Annotated in this window: 15 protein-coding genes; 2 read left to right on the top strand and 13 right to left on the bottom strand. The window is 38.9% G+C overall.

Annotated features, from left to right (window positions below; translation table 11 throughout):
• Positions 1-39: 39 nt before the first annotated feature.
• The 13 genes from AWN68_RS04630 to AWN68_RS04570 form a co-directional block, all read right to left on the bottom strand.
• Entirely contained in the window at positions 40-1,449 is a 1,410-nt protein-coding gene (locus tag AWN68_RS04630; protein WP_068412110.1) for a hypothetical protein, read from the bottom strand.
• Between the two features lie 174 nt (positions 1,450-1,623).
• Positions 1,624-2,787 (bottom strand): polysaccharide pyruvyl transferase family protein, encoded by a 1,164-nt coding sequence (locus AWN68_RS04625; RefSeq protein WP_068412104.1) that lies wholly within the window; start codon positions 2,785-2,787, stop codon positions 1,624-1,626.
• Positions 2,788-2,796: 9 nt separating this feature from the next.
• Positions 2,797-4,026, bottom strand: coding sequence for an N-acetyl sugar amidotransferase (locus AWN68_RS04620; RefSeq protein ID WP_068412102.1), 1,230 nt, complete (start codon positions 4,024-4,026; stop codon positions 2,797-2,799).
• Positions 4,013-4,672 (bottom strand): imidazole glycerol phosphate synthase subunit HisH, encoded by a 660-nt coding sequence (hisH, locus tag AWN68_RS04615; RefSeq protein ID WP_068412099.1) that lies wholly within the window; start codon positions 4,670-4,672, stop codon positions 4,013-4,015. Before hisH ends, AWN68_RS04620 begins: the two co-directional genes overlap by 14 nt.
• Positions 4,669-5,427 carry an imidazole glycerol phosphate synthase subunit HisF gene (hisF, locus tag AWN68_RS04610; RefSeq protein ID WP_068412096.1) on the bottom strand — a complete coding sequence of 253 codons (759 nt, stop codon included), beginning with the start codon at positions 5,425-5,427 and terminating at the stop codon, positions 4,669-4,671. Before hisF ends, hisH begins: the two co-directional genes overlap by 4 nt.
• Positions 5,427-6,551 carry a UDP-N-acetylglucosamine 2-epimerase gene (neuC, locus tag AWN68_RS04605; RefSeq protein ID WP_068412091.1) on the bottom strand — a complete coding sequence of 375 codons (1,125 nt, stop codon included), beginning with the start codon at positions 6,549-6,551 and terminating at the stop codon, positions 5,427-5,429. The genes hisF and neuC overlap by 1 nt, the downstream gene beginning before the upstream one ends.
• Positions 6,548-7,585, bottom strand: a complete 1,038-nt coding sequence (locus tag AWN68_RS04600) for an N-acetylneuraminate synthase family protein (protein WP_068412090.1) — start codon at positions 7,583-7,585, stop codon at positions 6,548-6,550. Before AWN68_RS04600 ends, neuC begins: the two co-directional genes overlap by 4 nt.
• 17 nt (positions 7,586-7,602) lie before the next feature.
• Entirely contained in the window at positions 7,603-8,358 is a 756-nt protein-coding gene (locus AWN68_RS04595; protein ID WP_262501363.1) for an acylneuraminate cytidylyltransferase family protein, read from the bottom strand.
• Entirely contained in the window at positions 8,291-10,078 is a 1,788-nt protein-coding gene (locus AWN68_RS04590; RefSeq protein ID WP_068412087.1) for an ABC transporter ATP-binding protein, read from the bottom strand. Before AWN68_RS04590 ends, AWN68_RS04595 begins: the two co-directional genes overlap by 68 nt.
• Positions 10,079-10,554: 476 nt before the next feature.
• A complete protein-coding gene (locus tag AWN68_RS04585; RefSeq protein ID WP_068412085.1) occupies positions 10,555-12,969 on the bottom strand; it encodes a GumC family protein in 2,415 nt (804 codons plus the stop codon).
• A 4-nt stretch (positions 12,970-12,973) separates the two neighbouring features.
• Complete coding sequence (locus AWN68_RS04580) at positions 12,974-13,771, bottom strand: polysaccharide biosynthesis/export family protein (RefSeq protein ID WP_068412083.1); 798 nt, start codon at positions 13,769-13,771, stop codon at positions 12,974-12,976.
• A 17-nt stretch (positions 13,772-13,788) separates the two neighbouring features.
• On the bottom strand, positions 13,789-14,634 hold the full coding sequence (kdsA, locus tag AWN68_RS04575; protein ID WP_068412081.1) for a 3-deoxy-8-phosphooctulonate synthase: 846 nt from the start codon (positions 14,632-14,634) through the stop codon (positions 13,789-13,791).
• A complete protein-coding gene (locus tag AWN68_RS04570) occupies positions 14,627-15,298 on the bottom strand; it encodes a KdsC family phosphatase (RefSeq protein ID WP_317038915.1) in 672 nt (223 codons plus the stop codon). The genes kdsA and AWN68_RS04570 overlap by 8 nt, the downstream gene beginning before the upstream one ends.
• 14 nt (positions 15,299-15,312) lie before the next feature.
• Between AWN68_RS04570 and AWN68_RS04565 the strand changes: the two genes are divergently transcribed.
• Positions 15,313-17,739 carry a penicillin acylase family protein gene (locus tag AWN68_RS04565; protein ID WP_068412079.1) on the top strand — a complete coding sequence of 809 codons (2,427 nt, stop codon included), beginning with the start codon at positions 15,313-15,315 and terminating at the stop codon, positions 17,737-17,739.
• Positions 17,739-18,095, top strand: a complete 357-nt coding sequence (locus tag AWN68_RS04560) for a hypothetical protein (protein WP_068412076.1) — start codon at positions 17,739-17,741, stop codon at positions 18,093-18,095. The genes AWN68_RS04565 and AWN68_RS04560 overlap by 1 nt, the downstream gene beginning before the upstream one ends.

Raw genomic sequence — 18,095 nt, 5'->3', positions numbered from 1 at the left:
TCTTCTTTCAAAAGTCATAAAGCTTAGCAAAGCTATGCTTTAATTGGAATCTCTAATTTCTTGTTGTATGCCTTCACATATATTTTCAACGGCCATATTGCCTACAGCGCAATAATAGTCATTCATGATGAAGTTACTTTGTGTAGACCAAAGCTCTTTCAAGTATTTCGAACCATCCGATTTCAAACTTGTCGATTCCCTCTCTAATTCAAGAGGGTCTGAAATATTTGGGAAAAGGCCTGTCCTCACGAATAACTCATCCAATTTAAGGTCTATGCTTGATATTTTATACACCCACAGAGGAACACCACTAGCAACCGCCTCCGGGCCAATACTACTAATCGTTACTATGAGTAAATCTACTTGTTTGAAAAACTCACTATTCGCATCGGTACGCTGCTCTGTCTCATAAACTCCAAGCCTTGGATTACTCAACATCCAAGGCTGTACAGCTTGAGAAGGCCTAATTTTTATTAAAATTTCAAAGTCCTTTAGACTCTCCTGTTCTAAGAGCCAAAGGATAATATTCTTTTCTATATCTATCACGTGCCCCCCTGACAATCCAAAGCCTATTATCATGCTCATCTTTTCTTTAAAAGGCTTACGCTGTGCTACTGGGTTTCCTATATTTTGAATCCTAGACTCTTCCAATCCAGCGACAACTAAAAGTCTTTTCTGAAAATCGCCCCAACACCACATCTCATCAGCTATAACGGGGTAATAGCCTATCACCATGTCAATGGCACCATGTTGTAAGGTGGCAGATTTAATGCCCAATTTAGATGCCGCCAGACAAAATGAAGTGGCCAAAGAATTGCCGCGATCAGTATCAACCAAGATCATCTTATAGCCTCTTCTCTCACATAAATCTAATGCAGAATAATAACCCATCAAATTTTTGAATAATTCGAAACGAATTTCTGATTCGGGTATTAAGAAGCCCATACTTCTTAATGTCTCATTTGCGCTTTTACTAACGCGCCATGAAATATATAATGACTTAAATACCTCACGGTAATACAGCCGTTTCTGTGTGATTCCGTTGAAAGACTTATCTGAGTGAACCATCAAATCTGATTTTGCTTGAAACCTATCATGAATAGGGTTGATTAAAGATTTGAAGTGGTACTTATTTGAGTTTCTAATCAGAAGTAATTTTACATCTTCTGAAGCTTTATTTTTTGCTTTGACTACCTGAAATAAAGCGACTAGAAATAGTCTTAATAAAGAGGGTCTTCTTTTTAAGACCTTATCACTCGATACTTCATTTTCAGAAAAGACCTGACCAATTAACTCCTTGAGCAGGAAACCAATCTGGATATCTGAATGAAGGTCGTTTAACACAAACTCTGCTTTGGCTGTAATTTTATCCAGCTCCTGAGCTGTCACAACTCCATTTTGATACACATTTTGGTTAGGAGTAAACCTATATTCTATAGAATCAGACATGACGTAGAGTGCTCAATAATGTATCAAAAAGAATATGAAAAGATTTAAAGCAATCTACTTCAATGATGTAATTACAAATCATTGAAGTAGGAGTTTCAGTAATCCATTTTAGCTAAGCCTAGTTTTGAACAATATGGATATGCATTCCGTATAGTGAATGAAGTAAAGCATTTCCTAATGACCAATGATCTGTTTAAGCCAGTTATTGAGGTAAAAATGAAAACTATTTAGTTCATCCTTCAAACCATTGGTTATCTCCGAATAGGCTTTCTTTACCTCTTTACCGTTTGTAAGCGTATCTTCTATCATAAGCTCCAAATCCTTACTGAAGCCCTTCATATTAACTTCTACACTCCTGTCTAACATATCTATTTCTTCATAAAAATCATGAATTTGACGATAGTTAATGAAGCCTATGGATGGAATGTTAAGCCCCATAGCACAAATATTAGTATGAAACCTATTACCCATAATGAGCTGGCAATTTAGATAAGAATCAAAAATATAATCTTGACCTTCGAAACCAGTGAGATAAGGAGCACAAGATACTTTTTTTCGGACTTGCTTGTCATTCATCTTATAGGTGAACCTAGAGATAATCTCTAAATCTTTATAAATGTGAGGATAGAGCACCAGTCTCAAGTCATCGTGTTTATTGAATAGATTGTTAAACATTTGACCTAACTCCGTTAAGAAGGTATTTGAGTCAATACTTTCTGTGGTGTCCATTGGAAAACGAACATCCATCATATCACCAGCCAAGTTCATTCCTACGTTGATCATTCCCTCTTCAATCTCAGGATGAGTTGCTGAGGGTACTTCAGTGAAGAGCCCTCCATCTGGGCAGAAGTGAAAGTGCTTAGCATAAGAGTTACCTAGGTATTTCTTTGCTACATTTCTAGAGCCATCATTTCGAAGAGAGAGCACAAAGCGCTCTTGGCTTATTACGTAGTCTAACCACTTTTTAAATTTGGAGACACCCTTTTCTGAAACCCCCATCCCAGGGTCCATTCCAAGTGAATAGAAGACTGTTGGTGTTTTGATCTTCTTTAAAATTGATATGTCTATATCAACGGAAGTATTATTAGATGAGTGATCTACCCACAGCTCGAAAAAGTTGCCTCCTCCAAAAATAAACAAGTCATACTCATTCACTGTGTCGGCAAAGCTAACATCATAAAAACGCTCTTTCCAGAAGAACTCTCGGATTTCTAAGTCGTGAAACTCAAGTTTGAAATCTAAGTTTTTCATCAATGCTCTCCTAGTGCCTGTTAAATTGGCATTATCTCCAATATTCCCTTGGTAACTAGCAAGTTGTAATACTCTTAGTTTCTTCATGTGTAATACTCAATCGTCTAAACCATCACCTGCGGCTGTATATCGCAGTTTCCATTCTCCATTCGCCTCTTTTGCCCAAAGGTGGGGGGATCTATTTTTCTCTATTGTTTCCCAGAATTCCTCTTCGGTGGTATCGATGTATTCAAGAAACTCCTGAAAAAAGCGCTTTGGAAATTCCTGATCAAACTTTTGTGCTAATAACACCCCTTCTTCACGGGTAATTTTATCATTTCTTACCTCTTGTGCTGCATCATAGGTGGCACGGCCAATGCCAAACTTAATCAAGGTAGTATAGTAGTGAAATGGATCGATTTTATCATCTATGCTACTGTACTTAGAGTAACTTCCTTCTGTACGCTCAGTATTGGCCTGAAATCCAGTATTCTCAACTGCGTAATAGTAACACTCCTGCGGATCCCATTTCAGATAATATCCCAGATAATGCACTTGAATACCTTTTTCTTTGAGTACTTCTGGCTTGGTAGGTATATATGGTGTAAAGTCATTCATTTTATACCCATGCTGATCGATCAAATCAGCCATACTTATACCGCCCAATTTCATTTTCATAGGGTCATCTACCGAGAAGAATTTGGTATCCATGGTCGGAATGTTATTCTCATCTACCTTATTACCATATTCTGCTTGATTTTCTCCATACATTACCAATTCCACACCAAAGCGCGCAGCCATTGCAGGCCCAATAATTCTTTGACCAATAATGAATGGCTGAAAAGGATGTAGTAAATTATGAAAGGCCAACTTGGTCAGGTATCTATGTAATTTTCCATCAGGAGTGTAGAGGATGTTATCCAACGCTCCCTCATGCATCCAATTAGTAAAGTTCTTCCAGCCAATATCAGTATATAGATGTGGTGCCCAAGTAACAGTAAGCGGGTTCATACCATATTTATGCTTTAAAATATGGGCAGTATAAGCGCTATCCTTTCCTCCGCTGCCAGGTACGATTACATCATAGCGTCCATCGTTTCTTCTGAATTTATCAAGAAGCTTCATAAGGGTTTCCTCCCTTTGGCTCCAGTCTATCCCTTGGTCCTTTTCTTCATTATACCTACAAGCAGAACAAACTCCATACTCATCGAAATCAATTACCTCCTTCTTCTCACCTTTCTTATTCTCAAATTCAACAGTTGAACTAGGTCGTTGATTAGAAATAACGCATTTCTTACAAAATTTCACTTCTGCAGGAAGCCCAAAAAAAGTTTCAGTTTGATTCATAGTTTATTTTCCTTGTTGATTCAATAAATTCACTTAACATTTTTAATCCCAGAACACCACTTTTCTCAGGATGAAACTGAAAACCGGTTATATTATCTTTCTGTACAGCAGAGCAAAAGTACCCGTCCCCATAAAAAGTATGACTAAGCACATCGCTTTGGTCAGCTGGCAAGGCTACATAGCTATGAATAAAATATACATCTGATGAAGGTGCTGTCGATTCCAAAAGCGTATTATTCCACCTACCATGGCTTGGAGGTAAGATTTCATTCCATGATACATGTGGCAACTTTTCTTCATTACCCAACTTTAACGGAAGCTTGACTACCTTTCCTTTGATCAGGCCAAGCCCTTCATTCAATCCAAACTCCTCGCTTTCATCGAGCAACATTTGCATCCCAAGGCATATTCCAAGAAACGGTTTTCCCGAATTTACGAATTGATGAATCAGTCCTACTAAATTCCTATCCTTCAAATTTTGCATGCCTTTTGCGAAAGCCCCTACTCCAGGTAAGATCAACGCATCAGCAGACAGGATGAGCTCACTATCAGAGGTTAGTATAGGCTCTGCACCAATACTGTTTAGTGCATTGGTAATGCTTCTCACATTGCCAATGCCGTAGTCTAATACTGCAACTTTTATCATAACCTCATGTGTATATCTTGCGAGATAACACTTTCTTTTATCTCTGAAATTGAATGAATGTTATAATGAATGAGAGAGGCTACTGCGACAGCTGACACTGTAGTTTTCTTTTTAAGCTCTACAATATGGTTGATCTTGCCAGCCCCTCCACTAGCAATCACAGGCACGCTCACCACATTACTCACCTGATCAATAAGATCAAGGTCAAAACCTTTTTTTGTACCCTCTTGATCAATCGAGGTAACCATTATCTCACCTACCCCTAGGTCCTCCAACTTTTTGGCCCATTCAATTACGTCAAGTCCTGTTTCTTCCCTACCGTTGTCTACATAAACCTCCCACCTATTGGTTCCTTTAAACTTAGCTTCGATTGAGGCCACGATGCACTGGGAACCGTAAACTCTTGAGGCTTCCGAAATGATTTGAGGAGTCTTTACAGCTTGTGTATTTAAAACAATTTTGTCTGCGCCCGCCCTAAGCGCCAGTTCTATGTCTTCTAATGACCTTATGCCACCACCAATGGCTATTGGTATAAATACCTCTCTGCAGGCTTGTTCAATGATATTAAACAAGTTATTTCTACCATACAAACTGGCCACAGCGTCCATGAATACAATCTCATCAATGCCTTCATCGTAATATTTTTTAGCCAATACATTAGGGTTCCCTATCTTCCGAAGCCCCTCTAAATGAATCCCTTTAATGACAAATTCGTTTTTAACATCTAGTCTGGCTATTAACCTAAGTTTATGCATTAATGAATATCGTTGAACAGTTTTTGTTTTGAGATGCCCCAGAATTTCTTAGTCAGCAAGACATCCATAAATTTCTCACAGCTCTTGCCCTCCCCAAAAAGTTCGATAGGTGTCAGGTTCAAGTTCAACGCCTGTTTAATGCCCTCAAGCAGTACCGCTTTGTCATAGCCACAATGTATTAAATCAGTGTTTTCCGAGCGATTATTTTGACGGTTTCCAATGTTAATGGCAGGCAGGCCGTAATATGGAGCCTCCATAATGGCAGCGCTGGAATTACCCATGATAAACTGCGCATTTTTCAGAAAGGTTAAAAAGTACTCGAAGCGTACCGAAGGGAATATTTTAATTCTATCCAATCCTCTTAGTCTTTTATACTCTCTCAAAATATCAGACGAGCCTAAATCATTATTAGGATAAATGACCACGTAATTCAGGCCCGATTCCAATACAGCATCTACGACTAATCGAGCATATTCTGCCATTCTATCATTCTCGGTAGTAACTGGGTGGAACATTAGTATTGCAAAATCATCGAATGGAATTTCATACCTTTCCCTGGCCATGGCAATTGAAGGGAGTTTATCGGAAAACATTATGTCTACGTCTGGACTTCCAATGGTGAATGTACTTTCGTTAAGTTCGCCCATTTGCATAAGCCTTTTCTTCGCCCTTTCATTCGATACAAAATGCACATGGCACATTTTACTCACGGCATGTCTTATTAGTTCATCAATAGTTCCTGAGACTTCTCCGCCCTCTATATGAGCCACAAGAATATTGTTTAGGGCAGCAGAAGTAGCACCTGCCAAGGCCTCTACTCTGTCACCATGTACCACAACCAAGTCTGGTTTATTTTCTCTTATATAATCAGAAAAGCCTGAAATCGTTTTGGCTAAAGTCTGATCCATGGTAGTTTCATTGGTACGATTAATGAATTTATAAATATCCGAATAGCCGTATTTTAAAATTTCATCGACAGTATAGCCGTATTGAGCTTGCATATGCATACCCGTCACGAATAAGCTCACGCTAAACTGATCATGTGCTTCGCATACGTCAATCAAAGATTTGAGCTTACCGAAATCCGCCCGAGTTCCTGTCAGAAATACAATATTCTTTTTCATCCTTCAGAAATATCAGAAAGCTTAAGTTGGATGTCGTTCTCTAAATCTCGACTAGCAACTTTACCAATTACCGACTCATAGAGTTCAGCTTTAATATCACCCGTCCCAGGTCGTTTCACCCAGAGGTTATCCTTGGTGAATTTTTCGCCCTTTGCTACCGGATTTATCGTACATACCGAAGCAAACGCAAAGTCGATTGTAACTTGCTCTTCCTTTAAAGGCCCTTTTAGTCCACCCCTCTGTTGTTTTATAATCTTTGAACCCTCGATCAGGTCAGCGCATGCTTTTTCATCCATAGAACAGATAATATCTGGCCCCACTCGTTGCATATGATCAGTGAAATGTCTCTCCAATATGCTGGCACCTAATGCTACTGCCCCGAGGCAGGCATGATTTGATAGTGTATGGTCTGAAAGGCCAAATGGAATACCCGGGAAATGATTGGACATTTCCACCATAGCTCCAAGCCTTACTAGGCTGTTTGGCGTTGGATATAGGTTTGTGGTATGCAGCAAACAAAATGGCACCTTGTGTTTTTCGAAAATCGAGGTGGCTTTCTTAATAGATTCGATAGTGTTCATTCCAGTACTTAAAATCACAGGTTTGCCCAGTGAGGCAATATGATTCAGTAAGGGGTAATTATTACACTCTCCAGAGCCAATTTTGAAAGCTGGTACATCCATTCGTTGCAGCCTATCTACAGCGGCACGAGAAAAAGGACTACTCATGAAAATCATACCCTTCGAATTAACATAGCGCTGCATTTCGATTTCCTCCTCTTCGTTGAGGGCACAGTGCTGCATTATTTCATAAATGGAAATATCAGCGTTTCCAGGCTTGATACTTCTTGCTTCTGAAGACATTTCATCTTCAATTATATGGGTCTGGTGCTTTATGATTTCTGCACCAGCTCTCTGGGCTGCATCTACCATTTCTTTAGCTACAGTCAACGAACCTCCATGATTGATGCCTACCTCTGCAATCACCAGAGGATCGTAATCATACCCAATCTTTCTTCCCTGAATCTCAAACATATAATAAGTGTATAATGCTAGTAATCTATGCGTGATCTGTAAGTGGCGAAAACCGACTCTCCGATAATAAAATCTTCCATGGTATCGATGTCAATAGCATAGGGTATTGCATCAATTACCAAGGTTTCACTGTTGGTGTCAAAGATATTCCCTGAACGGATAAATTCAGGTCTAGATATATAAAGATTGCCATTTTCATAGTAGAGCTTTTCAATATCTTGGCTTCGTTGCCCTGGCTTGTAAAATTGAGGTTGCCATTTCCCCTCCTTCAATACCCCTAGCTTCTTGTTCATCTCTGAAACGGTAATGACCGCAGATTCTTCTGAGCTATAAAACTTCTCTAGTGATTGATTAAGATGATCGAATACTCTCGCAGGATTGGTTGGCTGTAAGGTTACAAAGGCCGAAACATCTATACTATCCAATGATGCCAAAGCGTGTTGTGCGGCACTAATTGTAGGTGAAAAATCTCCTGCAATACTATCAGGTCGTTTAAGGGCCGCCACCCCAAATGACTCCGCATATTTCAATATTTCATCATCGTCTGAAGATACTATGATATGGGAAAAGGTTTTGCTTTTAATAGCAAACATAATGGAATAGTATAGTAAGGGGTTTCCTGAAAACTTCATTAGGTTCTTTCCAGGCAACCTCTTTGACCCTCCCCGAGCTGGTATAAAAGCTACTTTACTCAATGTTATTAAATTAAAATTCTTGTAACTCAACCATTCTTTTAAATCTTGAAGACTCTCTCTTGAGTGTATCGAAATCACCGACTTTCTCAATTTTCCCTTTATCCATCAAAACAATCCTATCGGCATTCCTAATGGTTGACAAGCGATGCGCTACAACTAAAATAGTTAGTGTTCCTTTCAGGTCCTCAATGTTTCTTTTAATTGAATTCTCCGTTTCTGAATCAAGAGCGGATGTTGCCTCATCCAAAATCAATAGGTCAATCTCTTTATAGAGCTCACGCGCTATTGATAAACGCTGCTTTTGGCCACCACTCAAATTAATGCCATTATCACCTAACTTGGTATCAAGTCCTTCAGGTAAGGGCTCCATAAACTCTTCCATAGCCGCTTTTCTAACGGCCAACTCAAATCTTTTTAGGGTATCACTATTTCTTTCGTCCCAAAAGGTGACATTATTAAATATGGAATCACTGAAAATTACTGGCTCTTGAGTGATATAACCAATCCGTTTTTGTAAGGAGGCTTTTTCTAACACTGAGCTATCAATACCGTCATATGTCAATTCACCTTTTCCAACCGGCATTAGGCCAGAAACAACATTAATAAGAGTTGTTTTTCCTGCACCACTCTCTCCCACAAAAGCTACAGTTTCTTTGGCTCGAATGGTTAAGTTAACATCTCTCAAAACTTGTTGATCATCAAAAGAGAAGTCTAAGCCATTCAAGATGATTTCTTTCTTAAAAGACACTAAACTAACCTCTCCATCATTTTCCTTTGATGTACTCAAAGTCTCTTGAAATTCAATCAAGTTTTCTAGAGACCCTATTCTTGCAATAAATTTATTCCAATCGTTTTGCACTGCAATTAAAGTACCTAAAGAGCGATAGAAAAACAGTAAGCTAATTAAAATAGGAGCCAATGATTCTTCAAAAACCATCGTTTGAATCAAAATTGCAGAAGAGACTACCACGATTAATATCGGTTCTTTCACCGCAATTAAAAGTGCATTAAGGGTGCCGATTTTTCTGTTCTCTTTTTCAATATTAACGATCGAACCGGAGAGTCTTTTTTCATACTTGTTCAAAAGCCCAGTAGCTTTCAAATACTTAAAATTTTGAACAAACTGTATTAGAAAACCCTCAAAATCATGTGATAAACTCGTCACTCTATGCGATGATCCTCTAGTGAGTTTATATATCTTTCTATATAAGACATTGGTCAATAATGCCCCGATAACAACTAGAAATGAAAACTTGATATCAATAAAAATGGCAAAAGAAACATACACCAGCATTAAAACTAAGTTCTGCAATGCAGAGAAATAGGCGGTATAAGCCACCATTACACGGCCCACTTCACCTGTCAAAGTATTCTGAATGCGCCCCATATCAGTTGTCATGTAAGACTTGAAAAACATAGATTTAACACCGCTAAGTAAGCCAAGCCTAATCTTCTTTACATAAAACTGCTGGATGTTTACATTGTATAAACCTGAAAAGTATTTTGCAGTCCCCTTGAGTATAAAAAATATGCACAACAGTGATAACACAGAAATGAGCTCAAAAGGTAACCCTAACCGATCCATTCCACGTGGGATGAAGTCCAACTGTCCTAAATCTTGACTTTCTGCTGAGCTCCCCTTGTTAACCATTTGAAGTAGTGGAAGAAACATAGCCAATCCTAAACCATCCAGAGCTCCTACTATAATACTGAGTACTATAACAACAAACACCCTGTATTTCAACTGTTTGTAGAAATACAGAAAATAGCCTACGATATCTGATTTAAAAAAATTCATTCTAACAATTTACTTCAAAAAGAGAGCCTTTTAACCTGCAGTCCAAATTACACAGTACCTACCCAGAACTAGGGTTACTAACAATTAAATGCTACTCCTCCTTTATTATACTTAATAATCTAAAATTCATATTCAACGAGTCTAATCAATATCAATCCTATCAGTTTACCGTGAGAGTAACTTTCATTCAACACTAGAATACCTAATAAAAAACAAGGGCACAGGCGCCAAACTCATAACTGAGTAAGCTTTTGAAAGCTCTAGTTTGATCATGGGAGCCATTCAAAATATGGAAGCTAAAAAAGCAGCAACAAAACTGGATAAAATATAAGGATCCAAAAAAAGCTTAAGCAGAAAGATTTCATTTGTTTTTAACCCTACGGGAAGGCTCCCATATTTCAATATCCGTTATTTCAATATCAACTGACCATATACCATAAGTAATAGCATTGCAAATACGGCAGAGTAAGCTTTCATTATTTCTTAGATGACCTCTTTTTAATCAAACTCTTTTTCACCTTAGTCTCAGGTTCCTCATAGTACCCGCCACCATATTGATTACCATAGCCATAACCGTAACCGTAACCGTAACCGTAGCCATAATTATAGCCGTAGCCATAGCCAGTTTTAGATTTAAAATCATTGAGAATTAAGGCCATGTTTTTAACAATCCCTTTTTCTACGTATTCATTCAGAGGTTTTAAAGAATCTTGTTGTGTATAGAGGTGCCGTACTAAGTACAAACTGACATCTGCATATTTCAGTAAGCTAAAAGTGTCTGCTACAATACCAATTGGAGGGGTATCGACAATGATAATTTCATACTCAGATTTTAAGTATGCCATCAACTTCTCCATTTTTTTTCCCATTAAAAGCTCTGCTGGATTTGGCGGCACAGGCCCCGCGAAAATCACATCCAAGTTATTAAACTCAGTGTGAATAACGATATCTTCCATTTCAACAAAGCCTCCTAAATAATTGGAAACCCCTATATCATTTGTTAAACCAAAATCATCAAAAAGCTTTGGTTTCCTCAAATCTAAACCCACAAGAACCGTTTTCTTACCAGTGATTGCCATGATGGAAGCTAAGTTGGTAGAACAAAAGGATTTACCCTCACCTGACGAGCCTGAGGTTACAAGGATAGTCTGTAGTTCATTTTCACCACTTAAGTATTGGAGGTTAGAACGTAATGAACGAAAGGTTTCCGCAATTATCGATTTGGGTTTATCAAAAATAGCCAGGTTCGATTTTAATTCATTATGCCCAATTACACCAATTATTGGGAGGGAAGTAATTCGCTCTATCTGCCCTCTTGTCTCTATACGATTAAAAGTAAGCTCTCTGAGAACAATGAACAACAATGGAATAATCAAGCCCAAAGTTCCTCCCACTAAATAATTGAGTTTATAATTAGGGGAGTATGGGCTTGAAGGTAGTACAGCGGGATCTACAATCTCAGAATTAGCGACATTGGAAGCCGCTACAATTGAGGCCTCTTGTCTCCTTTGAAGCAGGTTAGTATAAATTCCGTTTACAATATTAAATCTCCTCTCAATATCCAAGTAATCTCTCTCAACAACTGGGTAATCTTCAAAATCCGTTTCAACCAATTTATTCTCATCCTTGTATGCCTTGAGTTGACCTTCTAGTTCATCTATTTTTAGTTTAACATAACTCTTTAAATTTCTCTGAACTTGACCTATCTGCTGATCTAATGACTTGATTGTGCTGTTATATTTTTCCAAATACTGAAGCAATGCTGAACGCTGCAATGTGAGTTCACTAATTTGATCTGTGAATTGATTAATATACGTGTCTTCAATGCCATATAATGAAGGAGAGACGAGATCTTGAAGACTATCGTTATTCGCAATTTTATTAAGGGATTCATTCAAAAAAGTAACCTGTCTTTCTAGTTTCCTTATCTCAAAATCAGACTCATTTATTTTTGACAAAAGTTCTGATCCTTTACTCGCTAAATCCAGAAATCTATTCTCAATTCTATAATCAGACCTCTCTGTGCTTAGTTTTTTTAAGCTGAATTCTAAGGTATCCATTTGCTCATCGATAAAGGCAATGGTTTTTTCCGCTTTGCTGTTTTTCAAAGAGAGTTCTCTTCTTTGATAAACTTCAAGCAACTTATTCGAAAAATCAACACCCTTTTGAGGAACATCTGTAGTAAGCGTAAGAACAGCAATAGAACTGAAAGCCTTCAAATAAGTTACATCTAAACGACTTTGAAAGCTACTAACAAGGCTTGTTCTACTGTTTATTTTAAAAAAATATGTTTTGCCAGCCAAGTTGGCAAAATTTTTAAATTCCACCTTGAATCGGTATTGCCCACTTTCGATCCACCCATCTGGGTGATAGCGGATTTTCTTTTCAAGACCTTCTTCTCCGCCTCGCCCAATACTAAACTCATTCCCCTCATAAAAAACAAGTTTCCACTCTTGATCATAAGGCTGTTCATGGTTCTTGTCGTAAAGAATCACAAAAGGCAGAGTTTGGTATTCTTCAATCGTTTTTATTCTCCCTTTAGAATAAAACGAAACATCAAAATCAAGACTGTCGAGAGCACTTTCAATCAAAGGTTTCGATTTCAAAATTTCAATCTCATTCAAAAAAACAGTCCCAAAGTCAAAGCTAAATTGTGCCAAAATACTCTGATCAATATCTCGGTTTTTCTCGGGAATGAGGATTGTGCTTCTTACACTAAACCTCTCTGTCGTATACCTATGATAAATATATACAGCAAGTAACAACATGAACGTGGAGATAATAAATAATGGCCATAAGCGGATATACTTAAAAACCACTTCTTTTGGGTTAAAAGCCGTTGCGTTTGTTTTACTCTCCCCTTGACCAAAAAGCTCTTCGAAATCTCCCATCCTATTATTTACCAGTCAAACTAGATAAAAAAATCACAGCTGAAATCAGCCCCAATACAGTTCCTAATTGGGACATGAAATTATCACCAGCCCCGATTTCACGTAATTTTAGTGGGGGAGCATAAATAATATCCCCAGGTTTAATATACCAAAACTCAGTAAGCATCAAATTCCTCTGAGTAACATCAATCTCATGCACTTTAAAACCGCCCTCATAATTTCTTATCAACTGCATCTTTTGGCGATCCGCGTTGATAGTTAAGCCCCCTGCATTAGCAATAGCTTCCATCAAATTAGCCTCACTACCCGCAATCAGTTGCTGCCCCCCTCCAATCTCGCCAGTTGTAGTATATCGAATTCCTGCTAAGCTCACATTTATTGAGATATCTCTGATCCCTTTTTCCTTGCGTATTATTTTCTCCAGACTATCCTTAAGTGCCTTTGTTGTTAGGCCAGTGGCCTTAACTGGTTGTAAAGTATTTATTAATAAATAGCCATTGTTGTCAATCACAAAAGATTGTCCCGATGATTGTTGCCCACCGCCTTCTTGGCCTCCTCCACCTAAAACATCAATAGTTGACTGTCTAAAAGGTTCTACAGCTAACTCAACATTGGAGAAAAAGTTGATTGACAACATATCTCGTGGTTGTAGATAATACTCAGACCTAGGTGGCGTAATCAGTGTGTTTAATTCAAGGGCTTCATCCGGCCCCTTGTTCTGAAATAATATCACATTCTCATTAGGAATGCAGGAAGACACTGTAATTATTAAAACAACTAGTCCGAGAAATTTCTTTACCATTTGTTCAGTTTAATCAATTAAAGTATGGTATTATCAGGACTATTCCCATACTCAAAACCAGTTTTGAGCATCTTCATAAAGTCTCTCATTTTATCTAAAGGAATCAAATTAGGCCCATCACTTAAAGCTTTTGATGGATCAGGGTGCGTTTCAATAAAAAAGCCATCTACGCCAGTCGCTGCTGCTGCACGAGCTAAATAAGGAGCAAATTCTCTCTGCCCTCCAGACTTACCATTCATCCCTCCGGGTTGCTGTACACTGTGTGTTACATCAAAAATAACGGGAGCAAACTGACGCATAACAGGTAGTGAGCGCATATCTACTACAAGGTTATGATAGCCAAAGGATACACCCCGTTCCGTAAGACAAACTTTCTCATTACCAGTAGACTTCACCTTGTTTACTGCGTATTCCATATCCTCAGCAGCCATGAATTGCCCTCGCTTTATTTTTACCGTCCTACCCGTTTTACCAGCCGCAACCAGTAAGTCCGTTTGCCTACACAGGTAAGCCGGGATTTGCAACGCATCCGCCACTTCACTCACAGGAGAAGCTTGATATGATTCGTGAATATCAGTCACTATTGGTACGTTATAATTTGCTTTGATCCTTGCTAGTACGTCCAAAGCCCCTTCAAACCCTACTGATCTAAATGAATCAACAGAGGTTCTATTGGCTTTATCAAATGAAGCTTTAAATACATACTGGATGTCCAGTTCAGAACAAATTGCTATTAAGGTCTCTGCAATCTGTGCACAAATATCATAGTTCTCAACCGCGCATGGGCCAGAGAACAGCACCATCTTGCCGTTCCCCACTTCTACGTTGTCACTTAAGCGAAACCCCTTTCCAAACTTATTCATTTCTTAACTGTCTTTCAATAATTAACTCATAAAAACCTCTAGTCTCCAAAACCAAATCAGCCAATTCTCGTAATGCCCCTTCGCCTCCTTTTGCCTGAAGAATTAGATCAACATGCTCTTTCACCTTGTAGTGTCCGTCTGCTGGTGTTGCGGCTAAGCCACATTTTGTAAGGATAGGCAGATCGTTTATGTCATCACCAATAAAGGCGACTTCCTCCGTGTTCAACCCAAACTCCATCAATACATCTTCAAATTTTTCTCCTTTTCTTTTTACTCCATGGTAATGAAAATCTATTTTTAATTCATTGCAACGGTTTCTTACCACTTGGGAATCACGCCCGGTAATAACACCAGTTAATATCTCGTGAAGCTTTAAATGTTGGATGATTTGACCGTCTTTCACATTGAATTCCTTAGACTCCATGCCTTCATTATTATAAATGATGCGGCCATCTGTAAGCACCCCATCAACATCGAAAATAATGGCTCTAATTCTTTTGGCTTTTTCAGCAATCTCAGTGGATATTCTCACAACTTTAGGTTTAGACAAATGTAGAATGTTTTTTTTGTCTGACATAATGGTTCTATTTTCAATTAAGAGCCAAAACTGGAGCACCACTCTTCTTCCGATTCCAACATTAACCCCTATATTTAAGACACACATCAATTCCTTGCTTTATGAAGTCTGTTAAGTTTTTAGTCAGCCTACTTTTTACCCTTGGCATTTTCTATGGATTGAATACTAAATTCGGGGATATCCCTCCTATGGGGAAGTTTTTAAGTCCGAACCAAGGTTTCTGGAAAAATGAAATTACAGAATCTGATGTGGCAGAGGAGGTCTTGAAAATCCCAGGCTTAAAAAATCCAGTAACTGTGAATTATGATGAATCATTGATTCCGCATGTGTTTGCTCAAAATGATGAAGACCTTTATAGGACACAGGGGTACATAACAGCTCAACACCGCCTTTGGCAACTAGAATTTCAAACCTTTGCTTCGGGCGGCAGGCTCTCTGAGATAGTTGGCGAAGCGGCCATTGAATACGACAGAGGTCAACGGAGAAAAGGAATGGGCTTTGGAGCTGACAATGCTTTAAAAGAGATGATGAAGCATCCTGAAGAAGTCAAACTGCTTGAAGCCTATCGAGACGGAATCAATGCATACATAGAAAGTTTGAGTGTAGGAGAGCTTCCTGTGGAATACAAAATACTTGACTATCAGCCAGAACCTTGGACGACAAAGAAAACCGCACTCCTTCTGATGTACATGACGGATATGTTGGCGGGAGGCGATGCCGATTTAGAAAACACCAATTTTGTAAAGCTATTTGGGAAGGAAACCTTCGATCTACTGTTCCCTGAATTTTATACGGATCAAGACCCTGTAATTCCTCAAGAAAGGGACTGGAGTAGTTTTGATGTTGAAAAGGTTGAAAAACCTGATGTTGATTTCCCTAGCGATTTCATTAAAGAGACAATGGATAAACCCAATCCACACAACGGAAGTAACAACTGGGCGATCTCTCCTGCTAAATCCGTTTCAGGCAACCCTATTTTAGCCAACGACCCACACCTTCAGCTCAACTTACCTTCCATCTGGTATGTAATGCAATTGGCCACCCCTGAAAAAAACACTTTTGGTGCTACGCTTCCTGGTGCATTAGGAGTCATAATTGGTTTCAATCAAAACATAGCTTGGGGAGTGACCAATGCTACACGCGATGTGAAAGATTGGTACAAAATTGAGTTTCAAGATGCGTCTAGAAAAGCGTACAAGTATGATGATACTTGGAGAGCAACTACGGAGGTAATCGAAGAAATTAAAGTAAAAGGAGAGCCTGTTGTGTATGATACGGTTATTTATACGCATTACGGCCCTGTAACCTATGACCATACTCACAAAGGAAATGGCGAAAAAGTGGGTTATGCTATGAAATGGGGAGGTCATCTACCCAACAATAACCAACAGACTTTTCTGGATTTAAATAAGGCAAAGAACTATAATGAATATGCGGCAGCATTAAAGCATTTCACTGCACCAGCGCAAAACTTTGTATTCGCTTCACGTGAAGGAGATATTGCCCTTTGGGTGCAAGGCGAGTTGGCCAATAAGTGGGCAGAACAAGGCAAGTTCTTGATGGATGGATCAGACTCTAGATACGAATGGCAAGCGTTCATTCCTCAAAACCAGAATGCTTATGTAAAAAACCCTGAAAGGGGTTTTGTAAGTTCTGCCAACCAACACCCTACGGATGAAAAATATCCTTACTATGTATATGATGATGGTTATGAAACCTATCGCAACCGTGTAATCAACAACTTTTTCAGAAGCAAAGAGAAGTTTGGGGTTCAAGACTTTAAGGATCTACAGAGCAATACCTTCAGCCTAAAAGCAGCAGAATTGATCCCTACCATGCTCGACAGCATGGACAGAAGTTCACTCACTGCCAATGAAGCACAAATGCTCTCTACAATCGAAGATTGGGATTTTAATAGCAGCATAAACGCTGAAGCAGCCACGATATGGGAAAAATGGTGGAGCAACTTATACCGAATGACATGGGATGAACTTTACAACCTAGATGTTAGTATAGATCGCCCAAGCGCCTACCAAACTACCTGGTTATTAAAAAATCAACCAAATTACGCTTGGTTTGACAGGAAAGAAACCCCAGAAATAGAAACCGCCAAAGATCTTTATTTCCAGTCGTTTAGAGATGCTGTGCAAGACCTCACCGTTTGGCAGTCTAGAACCGGGAAGTCCTTAAAATGGATGGATTACAAAGGCACTTACGTTGGCCATTTGCTGCAAGCACAACCGGCCTTTTCTAGATTCAACTTACCGATTGGTGGGAATTCAGGGATTGTAAACGCTACAAGCCAAAATCATGGGCCTTCTTGGCGCATGATTGTAGAGCTGGGAGATGAACCCAATGCTTTTGGCATTTACCCAGGTGGACAATCAGGAAACCCAGGTAGCAAATTCTATGACAATATGATTGATCGCTGGACCGCTGGAGAATACATTCCACTCTTCTTTATGAAATCAGCTGACCAAGCTTCAGACCGTATCCTTTTTTCTCAAAACCTAAGCCCTGCCAAGTAATGAAAACGCTCATCAATATTATTCTAACTGTTGTTATTGCCTTTATTTTAAGCCTTTTTCTTCCTTGGTGGTCAGTAATGATCGCTGGCTTTACTATGGGTGCCATTGTAGGACTAAAAAAGGCCTCTTCTTTCTTTGTTCCCTTCTTGGCAATCGCCTTACTTTGGGTCGTGAACGCATGGTTTCTGGCGCAACCAAACGACTTTACCTTGACCAAGAAAATAGCGGTGCTTCTTCAATTAGAAGGGAACACCTTTTTACTATTTCTGATTACAGGAGTTGTCGGTGGAATTGCTGCTGGAATAGCTGGTGTTTTCGGAAACCAATGCAAGCAATTAATCTCAGGGAAAAAGTAG

Origin of the sequence: Roseivirga echinicomitans (assembly GCF_001592935.1) — a bacterium.
Taxonomy (GTDB): Bacteria; Bacteroidota; Bacteroidia; order Cytophagales; family Cyclobacteriaceae; genus Roseivirga; species Roseivirga echinicomitans.
This window is presented reverse-complemented; position numbering and strand designations above follow the sequence as displayed.

Bases quoted from the DNA above. Each gene is read 5' to 3' on its own strand.
- AWN68_RS04630 (WP_068412110.1), bottom strand. From the start codon at position 1,449: ATGTCTGATTCTATAGAATATAGGTTTACTCCTAACCAAAATGTGTAT.
- AWN68_RS04625 (WP_068412104.1), bottom strand. From the start codon at position 2,787: ATGAAGAAACTAAGAGTATTACAACTTGCTAGTTACCAAGGGAATATT.
- AWN68_RS04620 (WP_068412102.1), bottom strand. From the start codon at position 4,026: ATGAATCAAACTGAAACTTTTTTTGGGCTTCCTGCAGAAGTGAAATTT.
- hisH (WP_068412099.1), bottom strand. From the start codon at position 4,672: ATGATAAAAGTTGCAGTATTAGACTACGGCATTGGCAATGTGAGAAGC.
- hisF (WP_068412096.1), bottom strand. From the start codon at position 5,427: ATGCATAAACTTAGGTTAATAGCCAGACTAGATGTTAAAAACGAATTT.
- neuC (WP_068412091.1), bottom strand. From the start codon at position 6,551: ATGAAAAAGAATATTGTATTTCTGACAGGAACTCGGGCGGATTTCGGT.
- AWN68_RS04600 (WP_068412090.1), bottom strand. From the start codon at position 7,585: ATGTTTGAGATTCAGGGAAGAAAGATTGGGTATGATTACGATCCTCTG.
- AWN68_RS04590 (WP_068412087.1), bottom strand. From the start codon at position 10,078: ATGAATTTTTTTAAATCAGATATCGTAGGCTATTTTCTGTATTTCTAC.
- AWN68_RS04585 (WP_068412085.1), bottom strand. From the start codon at position 12,969: ATGGGAGATTTCGAAGAGCTTTTTGGTCAAGGGGAGAGTAAAACAAAC.
- AWN68_RS04580 (WP_068412083.1), bottom strand. From the start codon at position 13,771: ATGGTAAAGAAATTTCTCGGACTAGTTGTTTTAATAATTACAGTGTCT.
- kdsA (WP_068412081.1), bottom strand. From the start codon at position 14,634: ATGAATAAGTTTGGAAAGGGGTTTCGCTTAAGTGACAACGTAGAAGTG.
- AWN68_RS04570 (WP_317038915.1), bottom strand. From the start codon at position 15,298: ATGTGTGTCTTAAATATAGGGGTTAATGTTGGAATCGGAAGAAGAGTG.
- AWN68_RS04565 (WP_068412079.1), top strand. From the start codon at position 15,313: ATGAAGTCTGTTAAGTTTTTAGTCAGCCTACTTTTTACCCTTGGCATT.
- AWN68_RS04560 (WP_068412076.1), top strand. From the start codon at position 17,739: ATGAAAACGCTCATCAATATTATTCTAACTGTTGTTATTGCCTTTATT.